Source organism: Bacillus sp. FSL K6-1033 (assembly GCF_038630765.1).
Classification (GTDB): domain Bacteria; phylum Bacillota; class Bacilli; order Bacillales; family Bacillaceae; genus Bacillus; species Bacillus altitudinis.
The window spans coordinates 1,335,765-1,349,501 of the sequence record NZ_CP152041.1; the positions used below are offsets into that span (position 1 = coordinate 1,335,765).

Sequence of the window (13,737 nt, forward strand, 5' to 3'; positions counted from 1 at the left end):
TGGTTTTTCTGTTTAAAAGTAACTTTCCCCGAGACGTTTGAAGACGGGTTTTGTATAATGTGATTTTTGTTTTGTGGCGGCAGGTTTTTCTTTTAAACCGACATACGTTTGAAGTATTTGTTTTGCTCGATTTAATGACATATTCGCTTTCGGATTGCGATATGATTGATTTAAATTTCCTAAGTGTGGCAAAAATTCGAAGTCTTCTTTAGTTGGTGGCAGATGAAAATAATAATCTCCGATTTCAATCAGCACGTCGGACTGTTGTTGACTATATCTGGGATTGTTAGAGAAATGTAGGCCCACTTTTCTTCCTTTACCTTCTTGCAATAGTTTTTGCAGCGCACGTTTTTTCAAAAGATAAAGAAACTTGGGATTTGGTGCGGTTTTAGCATGGCGGTTAACAGTATAAATGGCTTTTGCGATGTTTTCTGCTGTAGGTTCTATGTCTTTAGTATGAGCATAATCGTCCATTTTTTCTCTCCTTTGTCTTTCGTCTTCCTGTGCTTAGTATAAATTATACGATTTTATTAGTAAATTGCAAATAGAGTTATTGTTAAAAGTGATATATGTATTGGACTTGATCGGCATTTTTTTTTAATTGTGCACATGACTTGATGTTTATTATAGAAACAAAATGGATTAAATACGCAAAAAATTATTTATAATATGAAAATTTAAAAAATAATTTTGGGAACGTTTTCGTATATTGTGATTCAGAAGGAATTGTTGAGTAAAATGTAATAATATTGTATAATTTCTATATATTTTTAAAAAAGGGTGATTTTATGAAGTTAAGACTAGTAATTTCGTTTGTATTTTTATGTGTATCAATCTTTTTTTCTATCGATGCATCAGCTGCTACTAGCAATTGGCAAACCCCGTATTTTGCTAAATCTACATGTAAGGTAAGAGTATGGACAGATGCTACCAATTATTCTAAAAAAGCTAAAACTGTTGATTTTACAATTGAACAAAATGGTAAATGTGGTGAACTAAGATATGATGCTCATTTGTCTCCAATCGGACTCTATACATATACCGCAAAATTTGAAAGAGGGAGTTTTAAATATAAAACCCCGCTGAAAAAATTAAGTTTAAATCTACCAGAATACAAACATAGAGGATATGAAGCTGTTGTACATGTCGATTTATTTAGTAAGAATGGTAAAGATCTAGGGTATGTAAATTCTAAAACAATTAATATAAAAAAACGTTAGAAAATTCATAAACATGTCTAAAAGTTAATAGCAAATAGATATAACTTAATCCCCTTTTAATAGGGGATTTTTATTGTACAGATCAAAATTAAATAAGTTTTTGATGATTGCAGATCTACCATATGCAAGACAATCAAAGTCGAACATATGGCTTAAAAACATGGACTATTTCGTATGGCTAGAATAAGCACAGTAAAAACAGCCGTTAAAATCAGTTTCACTCGTCATTTTTTTGGCTTCATCCATGGCGCTTTCACTGTTCATGTGCAGACCAATCAACGTACGGCTTGCTGCATCACCTAAAAATGCGCAGTCTTCTGTATGTACAACATATTGTCCTTGTTCATTTTTTGAATGAATAAAATAATAGCTTTTTAGCATACCCCTCACCTCCAACCTGACTATATTACTATAAAACTTCCAATATTGTAAAGAATTTTTATTGAAAATGTTGCATTTATACACATCCCTTTTATTTCATAAAAAGAAAAATTTGTTATAAAATAAGAAGAGTAAAGTCAATGAGAACAGAAAGGACGGTTTAGATTGAAAGATATTTTAACGCCTTTATTGGTCGCTTTTGTCGTTGGAGGCATTGTGTACGTGATAGATGATCAGCCGATTCATCCTTTTCTTCTTTTTCTCATCTTATTTATTAGCATTTATACAGTCGATAGAATCGTTCATTTTGCTTCAATTCATTTCGATGAGCAGAAAAAATAAGCGTCGTTTATGTTACTGCCATGAAAAAAGGACTTTCTATAGAAGAAAGTCCTTTTTGCTTCATCTATTGTACTCCCTGACCTTTTAATTCACGCTGTACATCTAAGTCAGCAGCTTCTCTGCTGAACTTTGGCAGTGTAATGAAGTAAAAAAGGAAGACGAGTAAAATAATAATACCCATTCCGTAATAAATGTAAGAAACATTGGTGATGAGCTTTGGAAATAACACGGCAATTAAACCTAGCGTCATTGATTGTGCAAACATGGTGAGCGGATCAACCCACCCTGATACGCGTCCCATCAGACGAGGGTGAACAATTCTTGGGAGCCAGCCTCCAATGACAATGTTGACTGGACCAATACATGTACCAATGACAAATGATGTGACATAAAATAACCATAATGTATGGGTAGAACCAAGGACAAAAATTAAAATACCTGCAACTAGAATTGGAATCGACATGAGATATTGCATCTTTACCTTTTTCGCAAGAATAGAGCCAAGTAAGCTTCCAACTAGAAGTCCGGCACCGATCGCGATCGTAAAAAAGGATGTATGCAGTTCAAAATGGTCCGGTGAAAGACCGTATTTCATTGTAAACATCGGAAGAACGGCAAATGCGCCATTCACAAGACCAAAAACAAAAAAGCCAAAAATTAAAGAAGCCAATAATTTATTTTTTAAAATATAGAGAATGCCTTCTTTAAAATCTTTTAGAGATGTTTTAACGGTCATGCCTTTCCAGCCTGCTTGTCCATTTGGCTGACGTGCTTCAATTGGAATATTGCATGATCGAATGAGAATACCGGAAATAATAAAACTGACCAAATCAATGGTAATGGCACCGTGAAGTCCAATCGTTTTATACATAATGGCACCAATTCCAACACCAAATACCATAAACAAACTAAACAGCATCTGATTTAAACCTGCAGCTTTTGCATATTGATCTTTATTTAAAATGGCCTGAACGAGAGAGGCTTCAGCTGGATAGAAGAACTTCGTAATGGCACTTCGTATAAACAAGATCAAGAAAATAAGCGGCAGTGAATTAAAATAAATGACGATAAATAAAACGATCGTCAGCCCAGCTCGTATCCAATCACAATTCTCTGCGACTTTTTTACGATCAAAACGGTCTGCGACCACACCGACCATAAAAAAGACAAAGATCGTAGGCAGTGAATACATTAACTCTGCTAAAGTGGCGTAAGCGGGCTGATGACTAAAATGGTCGAGCAAATAAAAGGCAAACGCCATATTGCCTACTGTTGTCCCCATTTGCGAGGCAAGTGCTGCAAAAAAGAGACGAACAAAATTTCTGTTTTTAAAAATATCCATAAATACGCTCCTTAACCTGAAGATCCCACTTTCTATCATATAAAATTTTAACCATTCGTACAATTAATTTCTCCTACTGGCTAATGGTCACAGGTGTTCCATTTGGAACAATTGAAGCAAGTTCGATGACATTCTGATTGTACATGCGAATGCACCCTCTAGACACAGCTTTACCAATTGAAGACGGGTTATTCGTTCCATGGATGCCGTAATGAATTTTTGAAAGGCTCAGCCAATAGGCGCCAAAGGGACCTCCTGGGTTTGGCTGTCTGTTGACAATATAATAAGAACCTGTCGGTGTCATGTTTAATATTCTGCCGGTTGCAATCGGGTATGAGCGCAAGAGCTGTGATCCAGAAAACAGCACGAGACGTTTCGCTGAAATTGACACAGATATGCGGTAAGGGATCGTGTTAGGATCCGGTAATCCAGGGATGATGATGACTTCATTTTGTTCTGGCTCGCGGGCTTGAAGTGACGGATTTGCAGCCTTTAAATCATCTGTCGTTGTTCGAAAATCAAGTGCTATAGAAGCAAGTGTTTCTCCACTTTTTACCGTGTATCGCAGCACGAAAGTACACTCCTTTTACTCAAATAAAAGAAGCCATGATCCCCGCCTCACATATACTATATGGACGGGATCAGGCCCAGTAAGGTTTCTCCTAACATTTGTCATGAGAATGATCTTTGTTTATACATATGCAGGAAAAGGTGATTTGGCTTCTCTTTACACGTGAGATGTTAAGGTGAAAAAAGTGATTTCAGGTTTGGCTAAAAACCGAAGCGGCAGTCTAGTTGTCCCAAGCCCGCGGTTGACATAGATACGGTGCTGATAGCTACCGTATAAGCCTTCGACATATATACGCCCAAAAGGTGCTGTGAGAATCGGTCCATAGAAAGGAAGCTGTATTTGACCGCCATGCGTATGCCCAGAAAGCTGCAAGTTAATAGGTGTTGTTTCAAGTTCTAGTGCGGCATCAGGCTCATGCACAAGCAATAACGTAAAGAGATCAGAAGAGACTTCTCGTTTGATGAAATGGTAATCAGGCATACTCATCATGAGATCATCCAGTGTAGCGATCTGTATGCGTCCGCCTTCTTTTTCTAAGTGAAACACTTCATTTTTACATAATGTAAAACCGCAAGCTTTCATCGTTTCTTCATATACATCAATGCCAAAGGGTCCGTAGTCATGATTTCCGCATATGGCAAACTTTCCAAACGGAGCATCAAGCTTAGACAAAGAGGCTTTGGCTTTTTCATGTTCTTCAATCGATGCTTCAAAATCAACAAGGTCACCTGTAAACACAATGAGATCTGGAGATGCAGCGTTGATCTTTTGGACAACAGTCTCTAAATCTTTTGCCGAAAATGTATCACTTAAATGAACGTCACTAAATTGCGCAATTTTAAATTGGTCAAAAGAAGCCGGTAGCTGAGCATCATGAATGGTGAGTGATACGGTGTCGATCATGCGCGGCTCAATGTACCGAGCATAGCCATAACCGGATGTGGTCGCCAAAAGTCCGAGAATACTCGCACCAGCTGCTCCTTTTAAAAACTGCCTACGGGAAAGTTGCTTCATATAAGACTCCTTTAAAAATAAAATTAAGTATAGCATGATTTTTGATGAATCTCCCATATGGTGTATGGAGGGGAAATCATGATATGATAGATGGATAATGAATGAATAGTCATTCAAAACACACAAAGGGGGAGAACAAATGACGAAGCAAACAGTGATTGTCACAGGAGGATCAAGCGGAATGGGAAAGGCGATGGCGACTCATTTGGCACTCGGGGGCTGGAATGTTGTGATTACTGGAAGAACAGAAGAGACCCTTGAAACAACGGCAAATGAAATCAAACAGCAAGGTGGTTCGATCGCTTATTTTCCAATGGACGTGCGACATCCAGAAGATGCTGATCAAATGGTGAAGTTTGCGGTAGATACATTTGGTGATGTGGATGCACTTATTAATAACGCGGCAGGCAACTTTTTAGTTCCAGCAGAAAAACTGTCTCCTAACGGCTGGAAAGCGGTCATTGATATTGTGCTAAATGGCACCTTTTTTTGCAGCCATGCAGTGGGCAACTATTGGATTCGTCAAAAGAAAAGTGGAAGTATGATCAACATGGTCGCCACATATGCATGGGGGGCTGGTGTTGGTGTAGCGCATTCAGCAGCCGCAAAAGCAGGCGTACTGTCGCTTACCCGAACGCTTGCTGTGGAATGGGGAAAGCAATATCGGATTCGCGTAAATGCCATTGCGCCGGGACCCATTGAAAGAACAGGTGGTGCAGATAAACTGTGGGAATCAGAAGAGGCTGCCCAAAGAACATTAGATAGTGTTCCGCTCGGTAGACTTGGCACACCAGAAGAAATTGCAGAACTTGCGAGTTTCTTATTATCTGAGCATGCATCTTATATTAATGGAGATTGTATCACGATGGATGGGGGGCAATGGCTCAACCAATCACCATTTTGAATGACCGTGTAAGACCTGCTTTTGATATGGTATAATCACACAAAGAGAGAAGCAGGTGATGAAAATGGTCGATCCATTGGATATTTTAACGAATATTGAAGATGTTTTCCCGCACTATCAAGCGATCTTCAGTGCGGAGGAACAAAAAGTGATAGGCTATGAGATTCTTGGAAGAATGAAGCTTGAGTCGGGAACAGTTAGTCTAGGCTCCTTCTTTACGGATTCATCTATTCCTGACGAATATAAATTGGAAGTAGATCACAGAGTATTAAGTCAAGCGCTTGATCTCTTCACGACCGCAGATGAAGATTTGCTCATCTTTATTAATCATGATGCGAATGTCCTCATGCTTGATCATGGCGAAAGTTTCTTAGAACTTTTAAAAGAATATGAAGCAAGGGGTATTCAGCTTAACCGGTTTGTCATTGAAATTACTGAACATACGTTTAGCGGCGACATTGAACAGCTTTACCATACGTTAACGTATTATCGTACATATGGGATCAAAATCGCCGTATCTAATATAGGAAAAGAAAGCAGCAATCTTGACCGGATTGCTCTGCTTTCACCTGATCTATTAAAAATAGATCTTCAGGCTTTAAGGGCTTCGTCTCCATCTCCTTCCTATGAATATGTGTTATACAGCATTTCACTTCTTGCAAGAAAAATAGGAGCGGCTTTAATCTATGAAGACATTGAAGCGAATTTTCAGCTGCAATATGCATGGAGAAATGGCGGAAGATATTTTCAAGGCTTCTACCTTCACGAGCCTGCCGCACAATTAATTGACCGTAACAAACGAAAAGAGCAGCTTAAAGAAGAATTTCAACAATTCATTGCCCATGAGAAAAAGAAACTCCAAGCTGTCTATGAACATTCTGAAACCTTTTATAAGCGAATTCATCACGCCGTCAGTACGTTAAAAAAATCATGCAGCACAAATGATGAACTTATACAAAAACTGGCACTTGAACTAACCGATTGCAGCTTTCGCATTTATATGTGTAATGAAGAAGGGTTTCAAATCACTGGAAACGTATTTAAGAAAGAGAAAGAATGGCTGTTTCAGCCAGAGTATATAGAGAAAAACTGGAGCTGGCGCCCTTATTTTCTAGCAAATATTCTTCAAATGAGAATTAGCGGAAAAGGATTTTTTAGCGATATCTACAGTGATTTAGAAACTGGAGAACGAATACGTACGTTTTCTTATCCGCTAGAGGGAGACGTGTATTTGTTTGTAGATCTTCCGTATGCTTATCTATATGAGCAGGAAGGATTAATTTAAAAGCAGCCGTCATGGCTGTTTTTTTTATTAGAAAAAAGATAGAAAAAATGGTTGACAATGAAACTGATAATCATTATCATTTAGTTATAGAGAGAAGCTACTCTCTGTTCCCCAACCCCTCTATCAGATCAAGATCCAAAAAACTTGGCGCTACCCCCGCCAAGTTTTTTTTTGTGCGCCAATCATTCCCTTCATGCATAGGACATCCCAATTCATCCATACACCTTAAATGATGATAGTTAGACAGTAGGAGGGAAAAGTCATGATCAAACGTGACAAGCGGCTGCTGATTGATTTACCAATGCCAGATCACCCAGATGCAAATGGTGCAGCGGCTGTGCAAGAATTACTCGGCGGAAAATTTGGTGAAATGTCCACATTAAACAACTACATGTTTCAATCGTTTAACTTTAGAGGGAAACGAAAGCTCAAACCATTTTATGATCTTGTATCAAGTATTACAGCTGAAGAATTCGGTCATGTAGAGCTTGTGACAACTGCAGTCAATCTCATGATTACGGGAACCACCCATGGGGGCGATCCAGATACGACCCCGATGAAAGCGGCTGTTGATAAACGAAATACGCAGCATTTTATCCAAACGGCACAAACAGGCTATCCGTTTGACTCCATGGCAAAGCCGTGGACGGGTGAGAATGTGTTCTCAAGTGGTAATCTGATTCTGGATCTTCTTCATAACTTCTTCCTAGAGTGCGGAGCTCGCACGCATAAAATGCGTGTATATGAAATGACGGATCACCCTACGGCAAGAGAAATGATCGGTTATTTACTTGTCAGAGGCGGCGTTCATGTTGTGGCGTATGCAAAAGCCCTTGAGGTAGCGACAGGGGTAGATGTTGGGAAGATGCTGCCAATTCCAAATCTCGACAATAAATACTTTGACTCTGCAAGAAAGTTTGAAGATCAGAATATTCATACAAAACTGTATACATTTAGTGATACGGATTATAAGGATATCAATCAAATTTGGAAAGGAAACCATCCGATTGATGGAAAGCCGCTGACAGTTATTGAGGGCACGCCAAAAGGTGCACCCGTGCCAGATTATAGAGATTTGCCGGAAGAGTTTGCTCCAGGTATTTCGAAAGAAGATTTTGACGAAATTGCAAAACGCCTGATGAGATCGGCCGGTTTATAAAAAACAAGATGCATGAGAAAAGAAAAAAGACTCAAAATAAAAAAACAGATTCTTTTTCTTTTTTTGAATTCAAGAGGAAAAATATCATCTGAGAACACTTTATGGTATGATGCTTTGTAGGACTTGTGTATAATCAATACGGGTTCATCTTGAGTTGTTTTTTTGAAAGGAGTCTTTTTTTAGAATGTCACAATTAATGGGTATCATTACAAGGCTGCAAAGTCTTCAAGAGACAGCAGAAGCTGCAAACGAGCCGGCACAGCGTTATTTCGAAGTGAACGGTGAGAAAATCTGTAGTGTTAAGTATTTCGAAAAGAATCAAACGTTTGAATTGACTGTTTTTCAACAAGGGGATAAGCCAAACACTTTCCCATTTGACAACATTGATATGATTTCGATTGAGATTTTTGAGCTTCTACAATCCTAAGCTGAATCGTATGAAATGTTTTTTCTAAGAATTCCTTCGTTGATTGCGGAAGCATACACTTCATAAGTGATGAACAAATGGAAGATGATCATTCAGTGCAATATTCGGATAAGAGACCATTGAAAAGGAGTTCCTTTCTGTGAGTGATTCTTTTTTCTTTAATCTTTCTGAAGAGCATTTAGCGTTTTCTGATGTTGTCATGAGAATGAAAGACTTTATTCAGAAAGACCCGAGATCTGTTTATGTACTATCAATTGGTACGGACTCTCAGGTCAATCAGAATGTCACAAGATTTATGACTGCAATTCATCTTCACCGGATCGGCAAAGGAGCTTGGGGCTGTCTCACGCAGCAAGTGTTGAATCGGCCTGTACAAAGTCTTAGAGAAAAAATTTCATTAGAGACAGCGTTTAGCCAAAAGGTATGTGCAGACATCCTTGAGGGACCTTTAACAGAACTGATGGATTTGCTTCTTCCGTTTGCTGAGGAAGGGGCAGACCTTCGTTTTGAAGTCCATCTAGATATTGGCAAAAAAGGAAGTACAAAAGAGCTGATCCAGGAAATGACCGGAATGATCACAGCCATGGGAATTGAAGCAAAAATAAAACCCGACTCATACGCAGCATTTTGCTACGCCAATCGATACACAAAATAAATTCCGTCATTTTTCTCCAAACGTTGTCGAAACGTGCGGTTGACGATTCGATTCTAGTTCCTTATTCTAGCTGTATAGAGAGGAAGCAGACATTCAAACGCCTGCTAATCAATATAAAAGCATATATGAAACAGGGGGCCTGATGTTGAATGAGCGTCATCGAAAATCGTTTTAATGAAGAAGAGAAAAAGCTATTATTAAACGTATTACTGAATCAGGAATATGCTGTCGAATTACTAAGCAGTGAGATCAATGATATAGAATGTGGAACAAAAAATGTCGACGACAATACGTATAAGAAATTGATCACATTGTATGACAGAGTAAGGTTTGAGAATTAATATCGATTGAACATTCTATTAGATACTCTACGCTGAGTATCTTTTTTATGCAGAAAAAAATCTTTCGACAAAATTCGTTTTAGTTTATGCTTAATGTTAAAGGGGAATGTATGATTGATGATTGAGAGAAAAGGGGTCGAAGAAACATGATAGAGATAGAACCGGCTCAATTACTTGAGTCAACAGTAGCTGAGCATATGATTGATGCAGATAAAGTGGCACACGTTCAAATTGGAAATAATCTTGAGCACGCCCTATTGGTCCTGACAAAAACAGGATATACAGCCATACCTGTTCTGGATGCTTCTTATCACCTTCATGGGTTAATTGGAACAAATATGATCATGGATAAAATCTTTGGCTTAGAACGAATTGAATTTGAAAAGCTCGACCAATTGAAGGTAGAAGAGGTCATGCTATCAGATATTCCAAGACTGAAAACGACGGATCCTGTTTTAAAAGGCGTTCACGCTGTGACGAATAATGGATTTGTTTGTGTGGAAAATGAAGAGCAAGTATTCGAAGGAATTTTCACTCGGCGTGTTGTATTAAAGCGCTTAAATGAAGTCATTCATTCCGCAAAAAAATGAGCTGTAGCCCAGCTTATTTTTTTTGCCTTCATAAGCTATTATTTATATAATGACTATATAAAATAAGAAAAACTTATCAAGAGAAGGAGGGCGTTCATGCAGCTTCAAGAGTTACATATGCTTGTTGTACTTAGTGAGGAATTGAATATGAGAAAGGCTTCAGAGCGGCTCTTTGTCTCTCAGCCTGCCTTATCTCAAAGGCTGCAAACGATTGAAAAAGAGTGGGGAACCAAAATCTTTTTTCGTTCACAAAAAGGCTTGACAGTCACTTCAGCTGGCGAACAGATTATTCAATTCGCCAAAGAGGTCACGACTGAGCAGGATCGAGTGCGAGAGAGAATTGACGAGCTTGAAGGAGAAATTCACGGTACACTCAAGCTTGCAGTTGCGTCCATTATTGGTCAGCACTGGCTGCCAAAGGTGCTGAAGCGGTATGTCGAGAAATACCCAAATGCCAAAGTATCTCTTGTGACAGGCTGGAGTAGTGAGATGCTTAAAAGTCTGTATGAAGACCATGTCCACATTGGCATCATTCGCGGGAATCCTGATTGGAAGGGCACAAAGGAATACTTAATGACCGATCATTTATATTTAGTCGATTCTGTCATCAAGGACGTGGATGAGTTAATTGAGACAGAACGCCCGTTTATTCAATTTAAAAGTGATAGCACCTATTATCAAGAAATTCAGCACTGGTGGCATCAAAAGTTTAAAGTGTCGCCAAAACAGACGATTCTTGTGGACCAGATTGAGACATGTAAACAAATGGCCTATCACGGTATCGGCTACGCCATTTTGCCTTCGGTCACCTTATATGATCATGAGAAAAGTGTACACAAAACCCCGCTCGTAGACGCAAATGGAGAGCAAATCGGACGTGACACATGGCTGTTAGGATATGAAGCCTCTTTTCAGTTAAAACAAGTTCAAGCATTTGTTGGTGTGGTGAAAGAAATGCTTGAAAGTGAGGCAGTGTAAGTACTTCTGGAAGAGGAGGTGCTTTTTAGGATAAGTGATTTGATTCGGTTTCTAATAGATTTATCTACTGAAAAAGCAGAAAGCTGGAAGAAATGATGAGAAATCAACAAAAAAAGAAGATGGATATACCGAAGTGGGGAACTTATTTACGCGAGAGATGGCGTGGACGTTTTGCAAGTCATCTTTCTTTAGAAGAACAAAAAGAGATTGGGATGGATGGCTTCCTATGGCACTTATGTAGCTGGAGAAAAGTTGAATGCCTTGAAAAAGAGGCAGCGATAAACGCCTTTCATCAGCAATCAAAGCATACATGTACTATTTTTTATCAATTTGCTCAAGAAGCGTATCTGTTTGAAAACGCCGCTGACCTGTCAGTGAAGGAATTGCCATATACAGACGGACACATGGACTATAGCGATCTGTATGTCATGGATTGGGAAGAAAATTGGACATTTGTGATGACGCACGAATCCGATTGCGGTCCATATTTTATTCAGAAATAAAAAAACGAGTGACATAGGGTCACGATCAATTAGAGCCGCCTTCCAATTGGAATGAGCGGTTTTTTGATGTACGTCATGTTTATTTTGAACAGCACCTTTTCATAAAACATTTGACAATGAAAATCATTATCATTTAAAGTGTACATATAATAATTGAAAATGATTATCATTTAGATGAGGTGACCAATAGATGAAAGCACTAATTGCATTTGCGAGTATGTCTGGCAATACGGAAGATATGGCAGCGATCTTAAAACAAACGCTTGAAGGAAAAGGGATAGAGACAGAGATGATGGAATTTGACGACACAAGTGCAGAAGATCTTTCTTCATACGATTATGTCATGATCGGCTCTTACACATGGGGGGACGGTGATCTCCCTTATGAAGCTGAAGATTTTTATGAAGAGGTCTCAGCACTTGAACTTAGTCACATCAAAGCGGCGGTATTTGGATCAGGCGATTACAGTTATCCGAAGTTTTGCGAGGCTGTTCATACCTTTCATGACATGCTGAAATCGACAGGTGCATCCGTATTTCCTGAAACATTGAAAATGGAACTTGCACCAGAAACAGATGAAGATGTGGCGTGCTGTGAGGAGTTTGCAACAAGCTTTTTAACGTGGGCATCATTGTCTGAGAAAAGAGTTGAAAATCATGTTTCATAAAGGTGCGACAGCTGTTGCTGCGTCTAAAAGTGGCGGCTACTTTGTTGCTGTCAAACGAGAAGGTATTTTTCATTACAGTGTGGAGGGCGGATGGCAGCAGCTTTTTAAGCTCAAGCATAAAATCCACGCTATCAGTTATATTGGTCCGTATTTGTTCGGAGTTGGTGAAAATGGAACTGTCATACGATCAGGAGATGAGGGCCACACATGGGCGCTATCATCTTTTCCAACAAATGCAGTTGTTTGGTCTATTACAGGACGCAAAGATGGGTTTGTATGCGCACATGGAAAGCATAGTATTTATGTGTCAACCGATTTCGGAATTTCCTGGGAAATTATGAAGCCGTTTGCTCATGTGAATCAGCCCCCTGTGATTCGTTCATTATGTGTAGCCGGTGATTATCTTTATATTGGAACGCAGATTCATGAGGTGCATGGAGGAATATGGGTGTATGACTTGCAAAGTGAACAGATTTTTCTCCTAAACAGAGAAGAGCACCGAATGACTGCTTCTATGCTGCTTTGCAGGGAACACCTCCTTGTCTGTGCGTTGGGCTCTAAAAAAGGGAAAAGAGGGTCTGTTCAAATTTTAGACTTACATACAAATATGCTGCATGATATTCAATCACAAGCTTTTGCGCGAGAGGAATCATTTTTGGATGTGTCAGAGGATAACGGCATTGTGTACGTGACCACCTCACAGGACGAGCATGGATTTTCTAAGGTGTATCAGCTTGATATAGAGCAAAAAGAGCTCAAGTGGTTTGATACGATCAAAGGGCACGGTTTTCGTGTCGCCAATCAAAAGGAGAATTTTTTCTGTGCGGGTTTATATGAAAGTAAGTTTGTCAGGCCTTATGAGGAACCTGCACTGATTCATTAATAAGGAGGAAGAAAAAGTGACGAAAAAAGTTTTATTGGTGTATGCCACAATGTCAGGAAATACAGAAGCAATGGCTGATTTAATCGAAAAAGGATTAAAGGAAGCTGGGGCTAGCGTGGACCGGCATGAAGCGATGGATATTGATGCTGAACTTCTTCATGATTACTCGCACATTCTGTTAGGTGCATATACTTGGGGAGATGGTGATCTTCCAGATGATTTTATTGATCTATATGAGGAAATGGAAGAGCTTGATTTGACGGGTAAAGCATTTGCTGTATTCGGTTCTGGAGATACATCTTATGAACATTTTTGTGGAGCTGTGGATTTAATTGAAGAAAAAGTGAAGGAGCTGGGCGGTGATATCGTCCTACCATCCATCAAAATTGAGCTGAATCCAGAAGGAAACGAGGAAGAGGAATTGATTTCTTTTGGTAGACAATTTGTTCATCTTCACCAGCAAGAAGCGGGATAA

19 protein-coding genes are annotated in these 13,737 nt (G+C 39.1%); 14 read left to right on the top strand and 5 right to left on the bottom strand.

Features of this window, described 5'->3' with window-relative positions; all coding sequences use genetic code 11:
- Nucleotides 1-12: 12 nt before the first annotated feature.
- Entirely contained in the window at nt 13-474 is a 462-nt protein-coding gene (locus tag MHH31_RS06750; RefSeq protein ID WP_007498684.1) for a YkyB family protein, read from the bottom strand.
- 314 nt (nt 475-788) lie between these two features.
- Between MHH31_RS06750 and MHH31_RS06755 the strand changes: the two genes are divergently transcribed.
- Nucleotides 789-1,220 (top strand): hypothetical protein, encoded by a 432-nt coding sequence (locus tag MHH31_RS06755; RefSeq protein ID WP_178930097.1) that lies wholly within the window; start codon nt 789-791, stop codon nt 1,218-1,220.
- A 165-nt stretch (nt 1,221-1,385) separates the two neighbouring features.
- On the opposite strand, the gene MHH31_RS06760 is transcribed toward MHH31_RS06755, so the two are convergent.
- Nucleotides 1,386-1,601 (bottom strand): hypothetical protein, encoded by a 216-nt coding sequence (locus tag MHH31_RS06760; RefSeq protein ID WP_058337408.1) that lies wholly within the window; start codon nt 1,599-1,601, stop codon nt 1,386-1,388.
- A 165-nt stretch (nt 1,602-1,766) separates the two neighbouring features.
- Here MHH31_RS06760 and MHH31_RS06765 point away from each other — a divergent pair, with 165 nt between their 5' ends.
- Complete coding sequence (locus MHH31_RS06765; protein ID WP_173407972.1) at nt 1,767-1,943, top strand: hypothetical protein; 177 nt, start codon at nt 1,767-1,769, stop codon at nt 1,941-1,943.
- Nucleotides 1,944-2,007: 64 nt separating this feature from the next.
- On the opposite strand, the gene MHH31_RS06770 is transcribed toward MHH31_RS06765, so the two are convergent.
- The 3 genes from MHH31_RS06770 to MHH31_RS06780 form a co-directional block, all read right to left on the bottom strand.
- Nucleotides 2,008-3,285 (bottom strand): MFS transporter, encoded by a 1,278-nt coding sequence (locus MHH31_RS06770; RefSeq protein ID WP_008348012.1) that lies wholly within the window; start codon nt 3,283-3,285, stop codon nt 2,008-2,010.
- 73 nt (nt 3,286-3,358) lie between these two features.
- Nucleotides 3,359-3,856, bottom strand: a complete 498-nt coding sequence (locus tag MHH31_RS06775) for a L,D-transpeptidase family protein (RefSeq protein WP_041507380.1) — start codon at nt 3,854-3,856, stop codon at nt 3,359-3,361.
- Between the two features lie 156 nt (nt 3,857-4,012).
- Entirely contained in the window at nt 4,013-4,870 is an 858-nt protein-coding gene (locus MHH31_RS06780) for a metallophosphoesterase (RefSeq protein ID WP_144678868.1), read from the bottom strand.
- Between the two features lie 139 nt (nt 4,871-5,009).
- Here MHH31_RS06780 and fadH point away from each other — a divergent pair, with 139 nt between their 5' ends.
- From fadH to MHH31_RS06840, 12 genes are all read left to right on the top strand, one after another.
- Nucleotides 5,010-5,774 (top strand): 2,4-dienoyl-CoA reductase, encoded by a 765-nt coding sequence (gene fadH / locus MHH31_RS06785; protein WP_061418951.1) that lies wholly within the window; start codon nt 5,010-5,012, stop codon nt 5,772-5,774.
- 64 nt (nt 5,775-5,838) lie between these two features.
- Nucleotides 5,839-7,059 (top strand): EAL-associated domain-containing protein, encoded by a 1,221-nt coding sequence (locus MHH31_RS06790; RefSeq protein WP_268373881.1) that lies wholly within the window; start codon nt 5,839-5,841, stop codon nt 7,057-7,059.
- Between the two features lie 262 nt (nt 7,060-7,321).
- A complete protein-coding gene (locus MHH31_RS06795) occupies nt 7,322-8,218 on the top strand; it encodes a manganese catalase family protein (protein ID WP_019743902.1) in 897 nt (298 codons plus the stop codon).
- A gap of 184 nt (nt 8,219-8,402) precedes the next feature.
- On the top strand, nt 8,403-8,645 hold the full coding sequence (locus MHH31_RS06800) for a DUF1797 family protein (RefSeq protein WP_003212254.1): 243 nt from the start codon (nt 8,403-8,405) through the stop codon (nt 8,643-8,645).
- Between the two features lie 139 nt (nt 8,646-8,784).
- Nucleotides 8,785-9,300 (top strand): ribonuclease H-like YkuK family protein, encoded by a 516-nt coding sequence (locus MHH31_RS06805; RefSeq protein WP_024719568.1) that lies wholly within the window; start codon nt 8,785-8,787, stop codon nt 9,298-9,300.
- A gap of 149 nt (nt 9,301-9,449) precedes the next feature.
- Nucleotides 9,450-9,641, top strand: a complete 192-nt coding sequence (abbA, locus tag MHH31_RS06810) for an antirepressor AbbA (RefSeq protein ID WP_008347999.1) — start codon at nt 9,450-9,452, stop codon at nt 9,639-9,641.
- Between the two features lie 146 nt (nt 9,642-9,787).
- Nucleotides 9,788-10,231 (top strand): cyclic-di-AMP-binding protein CbpB, encoded by a 444-nt coding sequence (gene cbpB / locus MHH31_RS06815; protein WP_007498671.1) that lies wholly within the window; start codon nt 9,788-9,790, stop codon nt 10,229-10,231.
- 96 nt (nt 10,232-10,327) lie between these two features.
- Nucleotides 10,328-11,209 (top strand): LysR family transcriptional regulator, encoded by an 882-nt coding sequence (locus MHH31_RS06820; RefSeq protein ID WP_039168691.1) that lies wholly within the window; start codon nt 10,328-10,330, stop codon nt 11,207-11,209.
- 95 nt (nt 11,210-11,304) lie between these two features.
- Nucleotides 11,305-11,712 carry a DUF4275 family protein gene (locus MHH31_RS06825; RefSeq protein ID WP_342495403.1) on the top strand — a complete coding sequence of 136 codons (408 nt, stop codon included), beginning with the start codon at nt 11,305-11,307 and terminating at the stop codon, nt 11,710-11,712.
- Between the two features lie 190 nt (nt 11,713-11,902).
- Entirely contained in the window at nt 11,903-12,379 is a 477-nt protein-coding gene (locus tag MHH31_RS06830; RefSeq protein ID WP_072367699.1) for a flavodoxin, read from the top strand.
- Nucleotides 12,369-13,262 (top strand): hypothetical protein, encoded by an 894-nt coding sequence (locus MHH31_RS06835; RefSeq protein WP_045034210.1) that lies wholly within the window; start codon nt 12,369-12,371, stop codon nt 13,260-13,262. The genes MHH31_RS06830 and MHH31_RS06835 overlap by 11 nt, the downstream gene beginning before the upstream one ends.
- Before the next feature lie 16 nt (nt 13,263-13,278).
- Nucleotides 13,279-13,737 carry a flavodoxin gene (locus MHH31_RS06840; protein ID WP_008347989.1) on the top strand — a complete coding sequence of 153 codons (459 nt, stop codon included), beginning with the start codon at nt 13,279-13,281 and terminating at the stop codon, nt 13,735-13,737.